This window comes from Enterococcus sp. PLH-Efm8, from assembly GCF_053011625.1.
The window spans coordinates 1,015,276-1,034,456 of the sequence record NZ_CP172568.1; the positions used below are offsets into that span (position 1 = coordinate 1,015,276).

The window sequence follows — 19,181 nt, forward strand, 5'->3', positions numbered from 1 at the left end:
ATGATTGATCTAGTTTAAATTGTGTGAAATTTGAAATCTGGTGTTTTTACTAGATGAATCACCTAACAACTATGATTATAACTTATAGAACTTCTGTTTTGTACTTGGTTTTGTTATAGTTGTTATAAAGTTTTATTTTATTACAGAACATTTTTAATTAATCGCGAATTGTAAAATTAAGTTAGAAAAATAAAAAGGCATTTATGGTACACTCAAATTGTATTTCCGACGAAAGAAAACAAAGGAGTGTAACCATAAATGACCTACAAACATCTTACCATAGACGAACTGACAATGATAGAATCATATTATCTTCAACATAATAAGCCGGTTGAAATCGCTAACCGAATGGGACGTGCTATACAAACTATTTATAATGTAGTCAATAAGTTCAAGCAAGGCAAGACTGCTCTTGATTATTGGCACCAGTATAAAGAAAATAAGAAAAAATGTGGTAGAAAAGTCATTCAATTACCTGCTCATGAAGTAGATTACATTAAAGAGAAAGTCACTCTTGGTTGGACGCCTGACGTCATTATCGGGCGAAAAGAAAGGCCTGTTTCATGCGGTATGAGAACACTTTATCGTTTATTTTCTAAAGGAATATTTGATATTGACACACTACCGATGAAAGGTAAAAGAAAACCCAATGGCCATCAGGAAAAACGGGGAAAACAACAGTATCAGCGCTCAATCCATGATCGACCTGATAATTATCCTGATTTCAATTCTGAGTTTGGTCACCTTGAAGGTGATACGATCGTTGGCATTCATCATAAAAGTGCCGTCATTACTTTAGTTGAAAGATTATCTAAAGTCATTATCACGATTAAACCCAACGGCCGTAAGGCATTAGATATTGAAACTGCCCTTAATCAATGGTTTTCTCGCTTCCCTAAAAACTTCTTTAAATCTATTACGTTTGACTGTGGAAAAGAATTTTCTAACTGGAAAGCCATTAGTAACCAACATGATATTGATATATATTTTGCGGACCCTGGAACACCTTCTCAACGCCCATTAAACGAGAATTCTAACGGGATTCTGCGTCGTAATGGACTGCCGAAATCAATGGATTTTAGAAAAGTGAATCAGACATTTATTTCCAGTGTCAGCAATCAACGTAATCATATTCCAAGAAAATCATTGAATTACAGAACACCAATCGAAATATTTTTGAGCTATGTACAAGAAGCATTTTATTCTAGCTTAATTTGACAAATCATAAATAAAGAACAGTTAGAAGTTAAAATTGCTGATTCACATAGAGTTTATGACTTCTTGGAAATTCTTTTTCAATCAGTTTTTTCATCTGTTTATGAAATTCTTTTTTTTCAGTAAACATAAAGGTTTGGGTATCGTAACCTTCTTCATGTAGGAAATAGATTATTCCTTTTTCTGTGTTTTGCGTATAAGCTTTTATACTCCTGTCTTTTTTGAAAGAACAGATCGTATAGCCATCTATTTGGTCTGGTAGTCGTTTGATTTTCTTCAAAATGACTTTTTTATCCTCAAGTTTCATTTTTTTCACCTGACTTTATTTTTTTCATATGGAAATCATAGCGCCTTTGGTTATATGAAAACAAGAAGGATACTGAAATATATATAAATCAAATAGTGGTTATTTATTACGCCGTTTGTATAATTAAGCGAGACAAATAAAAAAGCCATTTATGTTACACTCAAATTGTAATACCCGCTAAAGCATACAAGGAGAGTGAACATAAATGACTTATACCCATCTTACACCAAACGAGCTTGTAATGATAGAAGCATATTTTCATCAAGAAACTCCGGTTGCTATCGTTGCGAAGCAGCTTAAACGTGGACGCCAAACAATTTACAATGTCTATAACTTTCTCAAATGTGGTGGAACAGCACTTGAATACTTTGAACAATACAAAGAAAATAAGCGACGTTGTGGGAGAACCGAAATCATTTTTCCTGCTGAGGAAAAAGAATACATTGAAAAAAGATCAACTGAAGGTTGGACCCCAGACGTCATTATTGGCCGTGCAGAGCGAACCTTCTCTTGTTCAGTAAGTACCCTCTATCGCCGGTTTAAGACGGGAGAATTCAATGTTTTACATTTACCGATGCAAGGAAAACGAAAACCAAATGGTTATAAGGAAAAACGTGGAAAACAGGCATTCAAAAGAAATATTTCTGAACGTAAAAAAGATTATGTCGTTTTCGAAGAAGAATTTGGACATTTAGAGGGTGATACGATTGTCGGCATCCACCATAAAAGTGCCGTCATCACACTCGTTGAGCGACTTTCAAAAGCCATTATCGCCTTGAAACCAGAAGGCCGTAAGGCAGTTGATATTGAAAATTCGATTAATGAATGGCTTCAATCCGTACCCAAAAATCTTTTCAAATCAATTACCTTTGATTGTGGAAAAGAATTCTCTAATTGGAAAAGTATTAGTAATACGAATGATATTGATATTTATTTCGCAGACCCAGGAACGCCTTCCCAACGGGGATTAAATGAACATTCAAACGGACTCCTCCGAAAAGATGGACTACCAAAAGAAATGGAATTCAACCAAGTCAATCAAGGATTCATCTCATCCGTTGCGTCCAAAAGAAACCATATCCCTAGAAAATCACTAAATTACCAAACACCATTAGAAGTTTTTTTGAGTTACGTAAATGGAAAGTTTTGTCTCGCTTAATTTGACAAATAATATTATTAGAATAGCGAATACAAACAAATGACAACTATTTTCTGATTTATTACAAATGTTTTTTCAAATAAATTTGATTACCAAGAAAAGGTAGTGGTATATTTACTGAGGGATACTTTGAAAAACATATGATAGAAACAGTAACAGCATTATGAAAAATCTTTTTATAAAAATGGAGGAATCGATTTGATGGAAGATCAGTATGTACAAGCAATGACGATCGCAGGATCAGATAGCGATGGAAGCGCAGGGATGCAAGCAGATATGCATACATTCTTTACAAGAAATGTTTACGGTGTTTCTGTCATGACCGCATGTGTTGCAGGTAATTCTTACGGAATCGGAGCAAGTGTGACATTGCCAACAGATTTTATCGACAAAGAATTTGAACTGATTGCGAAGGACTTTCAAATACGTGCAGCTAAAACAGGTATGCTAGCAGATTCAAAGTTGATTGAGACAGTTGTAAAAAATTACCAAAAATATGATTTTGGACCATTAGTCGTGGATCCCGTAATCGTAACGAAACATGGAAATCTTTTACTAGAAGAATCTGCTTTGCAAAGCTTGAAAGAAAAGCTTGTCCCTTTGGCCGAAGTACTGACACCTAATTTTTATGAAGCAGAAAAGCTGACTGGACGGACATTAGCAGCTGAAGAAGATTTTGTGCAAGCAGCAAAAGAACTGCAAGATATGGGTGCAAAAAACGTTATGATCAAAGGACATCATGCTAAAGATGCGCAGCAAGAAACAGTCAATGACTACGTATTGCTCGAATCAGGAAAATCGTTTTGGTTAAATGCACCATTTTATCCTACCGACCGGATCAACGGAACTGGCGATTCGCTATCTGCATGTATTGCAGCTGAGTTAGCGAAAGGAAAAACAGTTGAACAAGCGATCCGATTGGCAAAAGACTATGTAAACCGTGCAATTCGTGAAGAAATAAATGTAGGGCACAAATATGGACCCATCAATCATTGGGCAGCTGGTGAATTAGAGTAAAAGAAAGAGGTCGTGAGCCTGCCGTCCAGCTCCGAGTCACAAGGAACAAGTTCAAAAAACAGCTTCTCATGTTTGTTGAATATTGTGACTTGTGACCGAGGAGTTGGCAGGAGAACACCGTTTGTTCGGAAGAAGGGACTGTGACAAGATTTTTGTCACAGTCCCTTTAATCTTAGTATATTTTTCTCTACTTGAATAAAAAAATTATAGGATTGGAGAAAATAATCGAGAAATTTGTTGCTTGAATAATAGCCAGTTAGACATTTCCTTGACTGTTTCAGTTGTCATGGATGAACAATGTGTCTCATCTTCTTTGAACTGAGTAGCAAGTTCTTCTAAAAACTCAGGATCGTAAATGACAGCACTTGTTTCAAAATTCAATCGGTAGCTACGAATATCTTGATTTGCTGAACCTACCATGCAGATTTCATCATCCATTATCAATGTTTTTGCATGGAGGAAGCCGTTCTCATAGACAAGGATTTGTACATTTTCCTTGATCAGCTGCCGAGCATAATATTGTGTTGCTCGATAAATAAAAGGATGATCCGGTTTGTTGGGAATCATGATTTTCACATCTACACCAGAGGCAGTTGCGATTTTTAAAGCAGCAATGACACTTTCATCAGGAACAAGGTAAGGTGTCTGTATCCAAACACGTTTTTTAGCAGAAGTAATCAATTTGATAAATGAAAGCTTGATTTGTTCCCTTTCGTTATTCGGTCCGCTTGAAACAAGCTGGATGGATGTATCAGCAAGCTTAGATTCATCTCGATCTGCTTTTTTAAAGAAATAATTCAAATGATAGCCGACCTTTTTTTCTTCAGGTACCGAGACGTTCCAGTCTGTTAAGAAGCGAAGCTGGAGCAAAGAAGAAGCGGCACCGAAAATCCGTATATGCGTATCGCGCCAATAGCCGAATTTTTTTGTTGTATTTACATATTGATTGGCAATATTGAAACCACCGGTATAACTAATCTTTCCATCGATCACAACGATTTTTCGGTGATCATGGTAATTCAATCGGAAACGAAGTAATGCCTTTTGTGAGGTAACAAATGTATGGACATGTCCACCATTTTTGATTAGACGATTGAAATCTTTTGCTTTTGTACCATGAGAGCCAAATGCATCATATAATATTCGAACTTCCACGCCTTCTGCGGCTTTTTCTTCTAAAACATGTAAGACTTGCTGGCCGATATTATCTGTCACAAATGCGTAATATTCGATATGGATCGAATGTTTGGCTTTTTTTAGATCTTGAAGCAGTGAATCCAATTTCTCTTGTCCGTCTGTGAGAAGAGTGACAGAATTCATTCTTGTCAGCGGCATACGATTTAATGAAGAGAAGAAGTCGACAAATTGCTGTTTGTCTTTATCGCCCATGTCAGGATCGTAATGTTCAATGGTATCTCCTCTAAAAGACTGAAAGTTTTCTAATTCTTTCAAGTCACTTTGTCGGAGATAGAATTTTTTCTTATCCGTTAATCCACGTCCGAAAAATAAATATAATACAAAGCCCACCCCAGGAAGGGCAAACAATACTAAGAGCCATGCCCAAATGGCTGCTACATCTCGGGGTTTGATCAAAATAGCCACCAAAGCAATAAGTGCATTTAATAGATAAAGGGCGGTTATAATACTAGATACCACAAAAATGTTCCTCCTTACATACAATAACATTAGTATAGCATGATAGAAGAAAGAAGCCTACCAAGGTGAATATACTTTTCACTCCTTTCATGAAAATGTAGGTAAATCGGGCTAAAGTAGTTGCTTTTTGTAGGTTAATAAGGTAGGATATTAGTACAGTTGAATATCTCCTTAGGGGAGTAACCGGCAACGTTTGTTGCGATAATATCAACAGTAAGTTAACCAAATGGTTTTCTGGTATTGTATGAAATGGTGAGACCTAAGACAAATGCGTATTTGTCTTAGGTCTCTTTTTTTTTCAGACAGGACTAGGGCCAAGATCAAAAAATGGGGGATGAAATTTGGAAAACAAGGAACAAGCACAACAAGCGGTCTATAAAGAAACGATCGACTCGTTGATGCAGCAAACGCAGAGCTCAACCGATGGATTGAGCACCACGCAAGCGAAGGAAAAATTAGAAAGAGATGGCTTGAACCAGCTAAAAGAAAAGCCGAAGAAGCCAACTTGGAAATTGTTCTTAGAAACTTTCAAAGATGCAATGGTTATCGTATTGCTGATTGTCGCACTGATTCAGATGGTCATGGGTGACTACATCGAATTCTTAGTTATTTTTGCAGTATTGATGTTGAATTCTATAATCAGTGTTGTCCAAACAAAAAAAGCAGAAGGTTCTTTAGAAGCGTTGAAAAACCTTTCAGCGCCCGATGCTCGAGTGATTCGTGATGGTAAGGAAAAAACGATTCCGGCAAACGAACTTGTGGTAGGAGATATCGTGTTGTTAGACGCAGGCGATTATGTACCTGCTGATGGACGTTTACTAGATGCGGGATCATTAAAAGTAGATGAAGGTATGCTGACAGGAGAGTCGACTTCTGCAGAAAAAGAAGTAACGGATATCACAAGTACGGTACCAATCGGAGATCGTACAAATATGGTATTCAGTGGAACGATCGTAACTTACGGACGCGGTAAATTCTTAGTGACTTCAACTGGGAATAATACGGAGATCGGACAAGTTGCTGGCCTTTTGGAATCAACAACTGAGCAAGTCACTCCGTTACAACGAGGTCTGGATAAATTCAGTAAAAAACTAAGTCTGGCTATTTTGGCATTGTCTTTATTGATTTTAGGTATCCAACTGTTTCGTATTTATCTTGGAGAAGGTACAGGAGATATGACTGCAGATATCGTCAGCGCAGTGATGTTTGCCGTAGCCGTAGCCGTAGCTGCTATTCCAGAAGCATTACAGTCTATCGTAACAATCGTGTTATCTTTGGGAACGAATAAAATGGCAAAACGTCATGCCATTATTCGGAAGCTTCCAGCAGTTGAAACACTTGGTTCGACAAGTATCATCTGTACAGATAAGACTGGTACATTGACACAAAACAAAATGACAGTTGTTGACTACTTTTTAGGTAATGGCGATACTGGGGATTTCACAAATGACCCTTCAAAATGGACAGCTGACGAACGTCGCTTGATCGAAATCAGTGTTTTAGCGAATGATGCATCGATCAGTGAAGACGGTACTAAATTGGGCGACCCTACGGAAGTAGCGTTTATCGACTTTAGTGAAAAATTAAACCAGCCTTATCAGGAAATCCGAAACAACTACCCAAGACAAGCAGAACTTCCTTTCGATTCTGATCGAAAATTAATGTCTACTGGACACACGATCGATAACGAAAATTACTTGTTTGTCAAAGGCGGACCAGATATCGTCTTCCAACGCAGTAAAAAAGTATTGCTAAATGGTGAAGTCGTTCCGATGACGGATGAATTGATGAAAAAATTCCAAGAGCAAAATGAAGCTTTTTCAACACGCGCATTACGTGTACTAGCTTTTGCTTACCGTCCACTTGATAATTTTGATTTATCATTTGAAGATGAAGACGATTTGATCCTTGTTGGTTTGCTTGCTATGATCGATCCTCCACGTGCTGAAGTGACTCAGGCGGTAACAGAAGCAAGAAGTGCAGGAATCAAAACAATCATGATTACTGGTGACCACAAAACAACAGCTGTTGCTATCGCAAAACAAATCGGGATTTTTGAAGAAGGAAACCTGGCTTTGACCGGGACGGAACTAGATGAATTGACAGAAGATCAACTAAACGAAGTTTTAGAAAAAGTCACTGTTTATGCACGTGTTTCACCTGAGAATAAAATTCGTATCGTTCGTGCTTGGCAAAATAAAGGTCATATCTCAGCTATGACAGGTGATGGTGTAAATGACGCACCAGCATTGAAACAAGCAGACATCGGAATTGCTATGGGAACGGGTACAGATGTGGCAAAAGATGCAGCAGCGATGGTATTGACGGATGATAACTTTGCTTCTATTGTCAGCGCAGTAGAAGTAGGACGTAATGTGTTTGATAATATCAAGAAAGCTATTTCTTATCTATTTGCAGGAAATTTAGGTGCGATCATTGCGATCATCTTTGCCTTAGTTGCTGACTGGTCCAATCCATTTACAGCATTACAACTGTTGTTCATCAATTTAGTCAATGATTCACTGCCAGCAATTGCATTAGGTACAGAAAAAGCTGAACCTGCTACGATGAACCGCCCGCCAAGAGATCCAAATTCAGGAATCTTTACGGACAAAACATTGATTTCTGTAACGTATCGTGGTGTGCTGATTGGGATTGCTGTTATCTTTGCTCAATGGCTTGGCATGCAGCATTCACCTGAATTCGGTGTAGCCATGTCATTTTCAACATTGATTTGGTGTCGGACATTGCAAACATTCCCAGCACGTTCAAACACACAAACAGCTATCCAAGCAGGGTTCTTCTCTAACAGAAGTGTCTTACTAGCTGTAGTTGTATGTAGCGCGCTTTACTGCTTAACAATGATCCCAGGACTGAAAGAAGTCTTCTCTATCCCATCAGCATTTGGATTGACAGAAGTCTTTACATGTATGGGAATCGCACTTGTGACAATTGTTTTGATGGAAATCACTAAATTGATCATTGTACGAGTACAAGGAAATAAATAAAACGAATCAACGAGGTTGTGAGCCTGCCGTTTAATTCTGAGTCACAAGGTGCAATTTCAACAAACAGCTTCTCATGTTTGTTGAATATTGTGACTTGTGACCGAAGAGTTGGCAGGAGAACACCGTTTAAGGAAGAAGTTGTAAAATCAGCATTTTGAGCTAATACTGAGGGTCATCTGATTGGACACTGTTTATTCGGAAAGAGGGACTTTGACACGACTTTGGTCACAGTCCCTTTTTTTATTTATGATAGACGGAAAGCCAATCATTTTATTATTCATCAAAAGAGCCTGAATAATTCATACTTTTAATTAAAACCATGTGAAACTGCCTCACGGCAGCTTACAATTACTTTTTCATCTTCACCCGTTAAGTGATGAAAAAAGAACCCCTTTCTGCTATGGTTAAAGTGACTAAACCAACCAAAAGAAAGGAGTTCTTTTCATGACTAGCTTACACAAAAACCAAGTAAAATTCAATTCAAATATCACTATTTCTCATACAGGTGGTCAATTATCGAGTGATTCGGGTCTCGTCCTAGTGAAAGAGCTGATGAACATCTTTGGTTTTTCTGAACTGGCTAAGCAACACATTCACATTGAAGACGAACGAGCGTATTTTACTCATGACAACTTATCCATACTTGAGCAGTTCATTATGCAATTAATTGCTGGTTACTCAGCTGATTCTGCAGCTAATCTCCTGAGACAAGATCCTGTGTTTAAAGCTGTTTTAGATAGGAAAGAACTCGCTTCTCAATCTTCACTTTCCCGATTTTTAGATCGACTATCTGAGGAGAATATCCATGAACTTCAAGCTTTGAACCAAGAACTTATCGATAAAGCACGCCTCATCCGTAATGATACGGAATTAATCATTGATTTAGATTCGACCCATTCAGATACATTTGGTCACCAAGAACAAACGAATTATAATACACACTACCAAACCTATGGTTACCATCCATTGGTAGCTTTTGACGGATTGACTGGTGACTTCTTAAAAGCTGAACTACGTTCAGGAAATCAATATACATCAAAAGGCGTAAAGGAGTTTCTCACACCTTTATTAGAGCACTATAATCACTCTCTACCAAACACTGACATCTTGGTTCGTGGAGACAGCGGGTTCGCTACACCTGGTGTGTATGATTCGTGTGAATCAAAAAAGAGTCATTATGTTATTCGACTGAAGAATAATCGTAGACTAGGTCAAATAGCTGAGAAATCAGTACTTTATGGCGATAATCAAAAGTGGGAAGAACGAGAAGTTCAGTACTTCTCGACCACTTATCAAGCACAATCCTGGTCACAAAGTCGTCGCGTGTGTATACGCTCAACACGTGAAGCGGGCGAACTACTCTTTCGACATGAATTTATCGTGACGAATCTATCAGAAAATGTTTCTCCTGATACCATCTTTTCTATCTATGCCAAACGTGGCACAATGGAGAACTTCATTAAAGAAGCGAAAGCTGGCTTTTACTTTGACAAAACAGACAGTCCTCGCTTTTTGGAGAATCATGTCCGAATGATGCTCAGCTTGATAGCTTACAACTTAGTCAACTTCTTAAGAACGATTGGCTTTGAAGAAGTCCAAAAGGGAATGACCATTCATTCTATTCGATTGAAGTTTCTGAAAGTTGCTGGGAAATTAGTCCAAACGGGTAGACGAGTCTATCTCAAATTATCTAGTTATCATGTGTATCAGAATGAATTCTACAGGGTCTTTGCTCGCCTGAGGCGAGCCAGTCAATGGATCTAATCCAACAATCTAACGATTTTTTTACTGGGAAGTTATCCAGGGAGAAGTATGCTCAAAATGCCTTACACCCAAAATTTATTCCTCAATATTTTTGAACAGTGAATGTTTGAAGTAACTTTTTAGTCAAAATCAGTTGATAGGGATATTAGTGATACATATTTCAATAAAATGTGCCAAAGAATTAAAGCTATGAATTATTCAGGAAAGAGATAGAATAGATAAAAGAGGAGAATAATTTATTCCGAAAAGTGAAAACATATAACAAAAAATTAGAGGAAATCAAATGAATGAAAAAGAATGGGATGAATTTGCTGAAGAATATTATGAAATCCAGCAAGAATCGCAAGTAACTATTGCTGAAGATGTAAAAAATTATCTGAAAACGGAGAAAGTCCTGCCTGCTGAAACAGCAGCAGACGTTGCTGGAGGATCTGGCAGATTTCTTTCCTTAGCAAAAGAAATTAATCGCTATGATTTGATCGATTTTTCTTCAGGAATGCTAGAAAATGCAAAAAAAGAAGCAGAAAAAAATGAGTTGCCAAATGTTTCCTTTATCAAACAGTCGTTAGAAGAATTTATCCAATCAAATGAGACATATGAAATGGTTTTTACAGCAGCAAATCCAGCATTGGTACATCTTATTCAATTAGAAAAATTGATGAAAAAGTCAAGCAAATGGTGCGTGATAATCAGGGTAGTGGAATCAATCGATGATGTTTTTTATCCTATCGAAAAGCAACTAGGAATGATAGAAGAAGATCCTAATACATCGCCAGTTGTAATGGATCAATTTGAAACATACTTAATTGATGAAGGATTCAAAGTGAAGAAAAAAGATTTTACTTATTTTACACAGGAATCAATTACTGAAGAATTGATGAAGCTATACTATGACGCGTACGCAAAAGATCCTGTTGTGACCAGGTACATTCGCAAACTATTCAGTGAAAAACGAGAAATCCTTAGTACGACTAAGCTGACCTATAGACTGCTCCTTTGGTCCGCAGATAAAAAAAGAACCTTTCACGACTCGTGAAGGGTTCTTTTTATGATTTTATTATATTTTGTAGTAACGAATATCATTTTCGATCTTTGTAATCGAAAAAGGTACATCTGAAGTATATTCTGCACATTCTCCGTGTTCAGGAAGCGTCTCACTGAAAATCGTTTCATATTCGTCAACAGTGATCCGTGTTCGAGAATCTAGCATCTCTTGATGAGATTGTGCGAAGAGATATTCTTGATAGTTTTCTTCCAGATAACCTGTAAAAAATTCACTTACTGCACCAGAACCGTAGCTGAATAGACCGATGCGATCTCCTGGCTGTAGTGATTTCGAATTTTCCAGTAGAGAAGTTAGCCCCAGGTATAATGAACCAGTGTAAAGATTACCGATTCGTCGGCTGTAACGGATGCTTTCTTCATAGCGAGCCATAAGACGTTCCTGATTTTCTTCGTCTGTTTGGTCTAATACGCTTTGCAATGCCTTTTTTCCCATCTTAGTATACGGAATATGGAAAGCAATCGCCTGATAATCTTCGAGTCCTCGACCCGACAATTCTTTATGTCGATTCCAAACTTTTTGGAATGATTCGATATACGTAGAATTAGATAAAGGACCATCAACAACAGGAAATTCGCTATAATCTGGACGCCAGAAATCATAGATATCTTCTGTCAGAAATACGCTGTCGTCTTCAATCGATAAAATACGCGGGTTTTGAGTGATCATCATCGCAACAGCACCGACACCTTGCGTCACTTCACCACCGCTTGCCAAGCCGTAACGAGCAATATCACTTGCTATGACTAGTACTTTTCGTTCTGGATGATTTTTGACATATTCTTTCGCCATGTGCAAAGCTGCGGTGCCACCGTAGCAAGCCTCTTTTACTTCAAAAGAACGAGCAAAAGATTGGATTTTCAGTAAATGGTGGATAATTACCGCACTCGCTTTTGAATGATCAATCCCGGATTCTGTTCCGACGATGACCATGTCGATTAGCTCACGGTCTTTTTCTGTTACGATTTTGCTGGCAGCATTTGCTCCTAGTGTAATGATGTCTTCATTTGCACGATTGACTGCCATTTGGTCTTGACCAATCCCTATATGGTATTTTGCAGGATCATCCCCACGGCTTTCTGCCAACTCTGTCATATCTAAATATAAATTAGGAATAAAAAAGGAAAGACGATCAATCCCTATTTTCATTTCAACACCTCTTTACTTATGATAAAAAACTTACTTTACTAAGGTATCATAAAAAGATTAAAAGAAATATAAAAAAGAGAATATTTAAGGATTGTTAAAATTTAATCTTAGAAAAAAACAACTGGAACAAGAGCTATTTGTTTTTACAGCAAAGAATGGTATATTTTTGTAGGAGGTGGCTTACTTGAAAGAAGTCGTTATGATAGATGCTGCAAGAACGCCGATAGGAAAGTATCGCGGAAGTTTAAGTCCATTTACTGCAGTTGAATTAGGCACACTTGTGACTAAAGGATTATTAGATAAAACAAAACTGAAAAAAGATAAAATCGATCAAGTAATATTCGGAAATGTCCTGCAAGCTGGTAATGGTCAAAATGTTGCCAGACAGATTGCTTTGAACAGCGGTCTCCCTGTAGATGTCCCAGCAATGACGATCAATGAAGTTTGCGGATCTGGTATGAAAGCAGTGATCTTAGCACGCCAGCTGATCCAATTAGGTGAAGCAGAACTTGTGATAGCCGGCGGAACAGAGAGTATGTCTCAAGCACCTATGCTGAAACCGTATCAGTCAGAAACAAATGAATATGGTGAACCAATTTCCAGTATGGTCAACGACGGATTGACTGACGCATTTTCAAATGCACATATGGGATTAACCGCAGAGAAGGTTGCAACACAATTTTCTGTGAGCAGAGAAGAACAGGATCGCTATGCCTTGTCGTCCCAGTTGAAAGCAGCACATGCTGTCGAAGCCGGTGTATTTTCTGAGGAGATCATCCCAGTCAAGATTTCTGATGAAGACGTGTTATCTGAGGATGAAGCAGTTCGTGGAAATAGTACATTGGAAAAACTGGGCACGTTACGTACAGTATTCTCAGAAGAAGGAACTGTAACAGCAGGAAATGCTTCGCCATTGAATGACGGTGCCTCTGTGGTGATCCTTGCATCCAAAGAATACGCAGAAAATAATAATCTGCCTTATTTAGCAACCATCAAAGAAGTAGCGGAGGTCGGTATTGACCCAAGTATCATGGGAATCGCTCCAATCAAAGCCATTCAAAAATTGACAGATAGATCAGGAATGAATTTATCAACAATCGATCTTTTTGAGATCAATGAAGCATTTGCAGCTTCTTCTATCGTAGTTAGCCAAGAACTGCAGTTAGATGAAGAAAAGGTCAATATATATGGAGGAGCAATCGCATTAGGCCATCCAATTGGTGCAAGCGGTGCACGTATCTTGACTACATTAGCTTACGGATTGCTTCGTGAACAGAAGAGATACGGTATTGCTTCATTATGTATTGGTGGAGGTTTAGGCTTGGCAGTCTTGTTAGAAGCGAATATGGAGCAAACACATAAGGATGTGCAAAAAAAAAAGTTTTATCAGCTTACGCCATCTGAACGGCGCAGTCAATTAATAGAAAAAAATGTATTGACACAAGAAACTGCGTTGATTTTTCAGGAACAAACACTTTCTGAAGAGCTCTCCGATCACATGATCGAAAACCAAGTGAGTGAAGTGGAAATCCCAATGGGCATCGCGCAGAATTTTCAAATCAATGGTAAGAAAAAATGGATTCCGATGGCAACAGAGGAACCATCTGTCATTGCAGCTGCAAGTAATGGTGCAAAAATCTGTGGAAATATCTGCGCAGAAACACCTCAGCGGCTGATGCGAGGGCAAATCGTTCTATCAGGAAAATCGGAGTATCAAGCAGTGATCAATGCAGTTAATCATCGAAAAGAAGAGCTGATTCTTTGTGCAAATGAAAGTTATCCTTCAATCGTGAAACGCGGGGGCGGTGTTCAAGATATCTCTACTCGGGAATTCATGGGGAGTTTCCATGCATACTTATCTATTGATTTTTTAGTGGATGTAAAAGATGCAATGGGCGCTAACATGATCAACTCGATTCTTGAGAGTGTGGCAAACAAGTTACGGGAGTGGTTCCCTGAAGAAGAGATTCTATTCAGTATTTTAAGTAATTTTGCTACAGAATCATTGGCTTCTGCCTGTTGCGAAATCCCATTCGAACGCTTAGGGAGAAACAAAGAAATCGGTGAACAAATTGCCAAAAAAATCCAACAGGCAGGGGAATATGCGAAGCTTGACCCTTACCGTGCAGCAACGCACAACAAAGGGATCATGAATGGTATAGAAGCTGTAGTGGCAGCTACAGGAAATGATACACGTGCGGTTAGCGCTTCGATTCACGCCTACGCGGCAAGAAATGGATTATACCAAGGATTAACAGACTGGCAGATCAAAGGGGATAAACTAGTTGGAAAACTAACGGTGCCTTTGGCTGTTGCCACAGTAGGCGGAGCTTCCAATATCCTGCCAAAAGCAAAAGCATCTTTAGCTATGTTAGATATTGATTCAGCCAAGGAACTAGCACAAGTAATTGCTGCAGTAGGGTTAGCTCAAAACCTGGCTGCTTTGCGTGCATTAGTTACAGAAGGAATCCAAAAAGGCCACATGGGACTTCAAGCTCGTTCATTAGCGATCTCAATTGGGGCTATTGGTGAGGAAATCGAGCAAGTTGCGAAAAAATTACGTGAAGCAGAAAAGATGAACCAGCAGACAGCTATACAAATATTGGAAAAAATCCGGGAAAAATAAAAAAGCAATATCTTTAGAAGAATAAAGCAAGATTTACAGTTATTTTATTTACTGCAAATCTTGCTTTTTTCTCTATCAGAAAATATGTTTATTATTAGAATTTTTTATAGTTAAGGTTAGGCATCTTAAGAAATCAGGCAACTCCAAGATATCTTCAGGTAGAAGAGAAGTCGCCTAACATTGTAGGATCATAGGTGATTTGTTGGACAGGTCAAGCTGATATTTGAGCCTGATGTTAGAAGGAATTTCTTTTTACTTGCTGTAGAAATTATTATATGACTAAAAAGGCTGGGATTTTAAATCCCAGCCTTTTATGACAAATAGAATTTTTATCGATCAGTAATCGCTGTCGCTGCAAATTGTTCGATCAAAGGAATCAAAGTCAATTTGACTTTGTATTTCCGTTCGAGTGCTTTTTCGATAACGAACTCATTTTCAGTAGTCATAGAAATAGTTGCTAATTTACGAGGTTCATCAGCATTTTTTTCATTAATAACTACTTCATGTTCATTTTGTTCTGTGTAAAATTTAGGATACTCAGCAACGGCTTTTGAAAAATCAGCAAAACTTAAAGCGGCATTCGTATCAGTTGAGCGTGTATTTTCAGTTGTGTCCGCTTTTGGTTTTTCCGTTTTTTCTTCTGGCACACTGACTGTTTCTTCTGTAACTGGTGTCGCAACAGCTTGCGCAGTTGGTTCATCGTTTTTCAATCGTTGATCATTCCAGTAAGACACGATTTCAATAAGAAGATTGTCACGGAATCGTTCGAAAATCCCGTTTTCTCCTGAACGAATTCTCTTTAATACAGTATTGAAGTTGTCATCGATTGGCACGTTGATCCGTGTATCTTCATTTGTTTTCCCAGCTAATCCGATCGTTAAGATTTGACGGTTTTTGGGATCAAGCATGACTTGTAACGGCAAACCATAGCGTCGCAAGCTCTCTTCTTCTAGAGAACGGAATAATTGTCCTCTTACACCATCCAATGAAGGACGGAATTGATTTAATAATTTTTGTTTCTGTTTTTTCTTCATATGTTCTCTCCTTCGCTCATACCCTTTCGATTATAAGAAAAAAACAGCCAAATGAAAAGGAGTAATGCAAAAAAACTTGCGTATACGCAAATTACAACAGAAAAATTTGCGTATTTTCCCGTTTTTTGAAAGAAAAATAAAAAATGGAACGGATTATGTATATATACATAATCCGTTCCATTCTTTCTATTTTTTCGGTATCAAGGCAAAAACAGGTAGTTCAGGTGAATAAATGACTTCATGTTCGTGCCAGGGTTTGACCATTAGCGAATGATCGAACCGTTTTTTCAGTTCTTCGATGATTTGATCATGTGTCCAGTTTCTTGCAGGAAAATGTTGGATTTTCTCTGCATCGATCAAAAAGACAAAATCGGAATGAAAAGTCTGGGTAACTTCTTCCGAGAGAGAATTCAAGCGTTCGATTGGATCCATAAAATCACCTTTCGACTTAAAATTGGGTAGTATCTGGGTCTTTTGCTTTGCCGACTACACCATCTAACTGATCGATTTGTTTCATTTCTTCTTCTGTTAATTCAAAATCAAATAATTCAGTATTTTCTTTGATTCTGCTTGGTGTCACTGACTTAGGAAGAGGAAGGAATTCGTGTTGCAGCGACCAACGCAAAGCAACTTGTGCAATCGTCTTGTCATGTGCTTCAGCGATTTGTTTCATTTCAGGCACATCGAAGATTTTACCAGTGCCTAATGGACTATATGCTTCGAGGATCATATCATGTTTTTTTGCATACTCAACTACAGTTGGCTGTAATTCGCCTGGTGCAAGGAAAACTTGATTGACCATCGGCATAATTTTTGCTGTTTTTGCTAGTGTATCTAGATGGTGGGGTAAGAAATTGCTCACACCGATTGCTTTGATTTTACCTGCTTCATACAGTTCTTCAAATGCTCGCCATGTATCTGCATTTGCTTGTTCCCAATTATCACGAAAAGCAACAGGGTTTGGCCAGTGGATCAAAAACAGATCTAAATAATCTGTTTGGAGCTTCTTCAATGATTCTTCAAAAGAAGACATCACAAGTTCATAGCTGTGGTTTGCATTCCATAATTTTGTTGTCAAGAATATCTCTTCTCTAGGAATTCCACTTTCCTTAATCGCTTGGCCGACACTTTCTTCATTCTTGTATCCTTGGGCAGTATCGATATGGCGATAACCTGCAGCCAGCGCTTCTTTAACAGAGGAAACAGCGACATCCCCATCAGGTGTTTGCCATGTGCCGAATCCTACTACCGGGATTTCGTAACCATTTAATAGACGATAAGTGCTTGTTAATGAATTCATACTTTCAGCTCCTTTTTTATTCGTTCAACTATAAGTGTAGCGCATTTTTCGAAAAAAAGAATCCATTTTGTTTCTACTCTTGAAATTTTTGTTTAAAAGAAAATGATTTTGATTCTGGTATTTTTGATTTTTTTTCCGTAAACTAAGACAGAAGGGAATGAGAAAATGGATATCTATTTAAAAAAAGCAATTCTGCATATTATTGACAGAGAAACTGGTTCTCCAGTCTTTTCACAAAAAGAGCTGGATCTGACAAAAGAATATATTCGTGATTTTCTTCAAAAGAAGATCCAAAAAATCTCTTCTGCTCAAACAAAAACTGGACAACTAGCAGAAGAAAGCATGATCGTTGAATCACTTAAAATCGCTCAAGAAAATTTTGTGGAAGCAAGTGAAGCAATCGTTCAGCGGTGGTTCGATATCTACCAAGAAAGTGAAGAAGCACCTAGTGCAGATGTATTTGTTGTTTTGTATGAATTAGATACAGTGATGTACTTATCTTTATTGAAAGTCAATTATCGTGAGGCTTACACTCACTTTGTTGAAGCAGACGAAGCAGGGATCGACAACCGCTTGATTTTGAATCGAGCAATTCTAGGGGCGAAAACACAAAAAGCAGATGAAGCATTCGCTGTGAATTTGACTGATTGGACCTACGAATTAATTGAAAAAAAATATGAGTTTTCTGGCAAAAAAGAGCTTTATTTTTCTGGAAGAGTGATCGAAAGTGTTCCTGCACCTTCTTTAGAAGAAAATGTAAAAGTGATCCAAAAAGTAGCCAAGCATCTTGGAAAAAAATTTGAGACAGAAGAATTTGATATCATGGCTGATTTGAAAGAAGCTGTCTATGATACGATAGAAGAAAAAGGTCGGTTGGATCATGAGATGATTGCGGAAAAAGTCTTCAAGGAAAACATCACGGCAAAAATGGCTTTTAAAGAAGAAGTACAAGAGCAAGGATTTGTCCCAGAAGCACCTCCTGTAAAAGAAGTACAAGAAATTTCTGAGAAAAAATTTGGAAAACAAAAATTCAAGCTATCAAACGGGATCGAACTGATCGTACCAGTAGATGTATATCGCAACCCAGATTTGATTGAATTTGTGAATAATCCGGATGGTACGATATCCGTGATGATCAAAAATGTGGATGAAGTATTGAATCGTTTATAAAAATGACTAGAACATTAGGTGTTCAAGTACCAGTGATCAGTTAAATGAATTGTGTCAAGAGAAGGATCGGAAAAGACGAATATAACAAAAAAAGAGCGTGAGACAAAAGTAAAGAACACTTTTGTCTCACGCTCTAAACACGTATAAACGGCGGAAGCAGAAGCAACTCCTTCTTATTTCTTGGAGTTAAACGCTTCTGTCCCAGCCTCTTTTTATCTAATAAAATTTTAAGACCATTTACTAATTATCGATTTTTTCTGCCGCATTTTTAGGCACTTCAGAAGCCTTTATTTCTTCCCAGCTTAATACACCTTTACGAGGATTGACTTTGAGTTTAAGATACGCATTCATCTTTAATGGATGTTCTCTTTCTTCGCGAAGCGTCACCTGTTTTTTTTCACCATCTTTATTATAAGCCGCTTGCTTGTAGGTATAAGTCGTGAATTTCTCTCCGTTATCTGCTTGGGTAGCTGACATTTCGCCATTCGTCGTGATTTTTGTATAATAAGCTTCGCCGCCGTAAAAATAATGATAAGCTGCAAAACTTCCGCCGAGAAATATGCCTAAAACGACAAGTACGCCAATTAATTTTTTCATGTACTTCACCTCTTTCCTTATTATTAACGAAATAGAAGATTTCGTCTATTGAAAGTTGTTGGCAACAGCTGAATTTTAAACTTTTCCTCATTTTGTTCTTATTGCTTCAAAAGAAA

At 37.9% G+C, this 19,181-nt stretch carries 15 protein-coding genes; 8 read left to right on the forward strand and 7 right to left on the reverse strand.

The window, feature by feature from the left end; genetic code table 11:
* Window positions 1–258: 258 nt before the first annotated feature.
* Window positions 259–1,218 carry an IS30-like element IS6770 family transposase gene (locus ACIFUW_RS05115; RefSeq protein ID WP_002297271.1) on the forward strand — a complete coding sequence of 320 codons (960 nt, stop codon included), beginning with the start codon at window positions 259–261 and terminating at the stop codon, window positions 1,216–1,218.
* A gap of 28 nt (window positions 1,219–1,246) precedes the next feature.
* Here the strand turns inward: ACIFUW_RS05115 and ACIFUW_RS05120 are convergent, their stop codons facing one another.
* Window positions 1,247–1,522, reverse strand: a complete 276-nt coding sequence (locus ACIFUW_RS05120) for a hypothetical protein (RefSeq protein WP_002289474.1) — start codon at window positions 1,520–1,522, stop codon at window positions 1,247–1,249.
* Between the two features lie 205 nt (window positions 1,523–1,727).
* On the opposite strand from ACIFUW_RS05120, the gene ACIFUW_RS05125 reads away from it, so the two are divergent.
* Window positions 1,728–2,681 carry an IS30 family transposase gene (locus ACIFUW_RS05125; RefSeq protein ID WP_000222572.1) on the forward strand — a complete coding sequence of 318 codons (954 nt, stop codon included), beginning with the start codon at window positions 1,728–1,730 and terminating at the stop codon, window positions 2,679–2,681.
* Window positions 2,682–2,882: 201 nt separating this feature from the next.
* Window positions 2,883–3,698 (forward strand): bifunctional hydroxymethylpyrimidine kinase/phosphomethylpyrimidine kinase, encoded by an 816-nt coding sequence (gene thiD, locus ACIFUW_RS05130; RefSeq protein WP_002294369.1) that lies wholly within the window; start codon window positions 2,883–2,885, stop codon window positions 3,696–3,698.
* Window positions 3,699–3,902: 204 nt separating this feature from the next.
* Here thiD and cls read toward each other — a convergent pair whose 3' ends face one another.
* The gene (gene cls, locus ACIFUW_RS05135; RefSeq protein ID WP_002294371.1) at window positions 3,903–5,354 is read right to left on the reverse strand and encodes a cardiolipin synthase; all 1,452 of its coding nucleotides are present in this window, start codon (window positions 5,352–5,354) and stop codon (window positions 3,903–3,905) included.
* A 341-nt stretch (window positions 5,355–5,695) separates the two neighbouring features.
* Between cls and ACIFUW_RS05140 the strand changes: the two genes are divergently transcribed.
* The 3 genes from ACIFUW_RS05140 to ACIFUW_RS05150 all read left to right on the forward strand — a co-directional run bounded on the left by ACIFUW_RS05140 (window position 5,696) and on the right by ACIFUW_RS05150 (window position 11,162).
* The gene (locus ACIFUW_RS05140) at window positions 5,696–8,362 is read left to right on the forward strand and encodes a cation-translocating P-type ATPase (protein ID WP_002301091.1); all 2,667 of its coding nucleotides are present in this window, start codon (window positions 5,696–5,698) and stop codon (window positions 8,360–8,362) included.
* A 444-nt stretch (window positions 8,363–8,806) separates the two neighbouring features.
* A complete protein-coding gene (locus tag ACIFUW_RS05145; RefSeq protein WP_000202380.1) occupies window positions 8,807–10,126 on the forward strand; it encodes an IS1380-like element IS1678 family transposase in 1,320 nt (439 codons plus the stop codon).
* A gap of 283 nt (window positions 10,127–10,409) precedes the next feature.
* Window positions 10,410–11,162: a class I SAM-dependent methyltransferase gene (locus tag ACIFUW_RS05150; RefSeq protein WP_002289269.1), complete on the forward strand. Its 753-nt coding sequence runs from the start codon at window positions 10,410–10,412 to the stop codon at window positions 11,160–11,162.
* 21 nt (window positions 11,163–11,183) lie between these two features.
* Here ACIFUW_RS05150 and ACIFUW_RS05155 read toward each other — a convergent pair whose 3' ends face one another.
* On the reverse strand, window positions 11,184–12,338 hold the full coding sequence (locus tag ACIFUW_RS05155; RefSeq protein WP_002289270.1) for a hydroxymethylglutaryl-CoA synthase: 1,155 nt from the start codon (window positions 12,336–12,338) through the stop codon (window positions 11,184–11,186).
* Window positions 12,339–12,522: 184 nt separating this feature from the next.
* Between ACIFUW_RS05155 and ACIFUW_RS05160 the strand changes: the two genes are divergently transcribed.
* A complete protein-coding gene (locus ACIFUW_RS05160) occupies window positions 12,523–14,964 on the forward strand; it encodes a hydroxymethylglutaryl-CoA reductase, degradative (RefSeq protein WP_002317658.1) in 2,442 nt (813 codons plus the stop codon).
* A gap of 329 nt (window positions 14,965–15,293) precedes the next feature.
* Here ACIFUW_RS05160 and ACIFUW_RS05165 read toward each other — a convergent pair whose 3' ends face one another.
* From ACIFUW_RS05165 to ACIFUW_RS05175, 3 genes are all read right to left on the reverse strand, one after another.
* The gene (locus ACIFUW_RS05165; protein WP_002289272.1) at window positions 15,294–15,998 is read right to left on the reverse strand and encodes a hypothetical protein; all 705 of its coding nucleotides are present in this window, start codon (window positions 15,996–15,998) and stop codon (window positions 15,294–15,296) included.
* Window positions 15,999–16,184: 186 nt separating this feature from the next.
* Entirely contained in the window at window positions 16,185–16,430 is a 246-nt protein-coding gene (locus ACIFUW_RS05170) for a hypothetical protein (protein ID WP_002289275.1), read from the reverse strand.
* A gap of 16 nt (window positions 16,431–16,446) precedes the next feature.
* Window positions 16,447–17,298, reverse strand: coding sequence for an aldo/keto reductase (locus tag ACIFUW_RS05175; protein WP_002298548.1), 852 nt, complete (start codon window positions 17,296–17,298; stop codon window positions 16,447–16,449).
* A gap of 165 nt (window positions 17,299–17,463) precedes the next feature.
* On the opposite strand from ACIFUW_RS05175, the gene ACIFUW_RS05180 reads away from it, so the two are divergent.
* Window positions 17,464–18,468: a nucleoid-associated protein gene (locus ACIFUW_RS05180; RefSeq protein WP_002294378.1), complete on the forward strand. Its 1,005-nt coding sequence runs from the start codon at window positions 17,464–17,466 to the stop codon at window positions 18,466–18,468.
* Between the two features lie 240 nt (window positions 18,469–18,708).
* Here the strand turns inward: ACIFUW_RS05180 and ACIFUW_RS05185 are convergent, their stop codons facing one another.
* On the reverse strand, window positions 18,709–19,065 hold the full coding sequence (locus tag ACIFUW_RS05185) for a YxeA family protein (RefSeq protein WP_002289464.1): 357 nt from the start codon (window positions 19,063–19,065) through the stop codon (window positions 18,709–18,711).
* Window positions 19,066–19,181 lie beyond the last annotated feature (116 nt).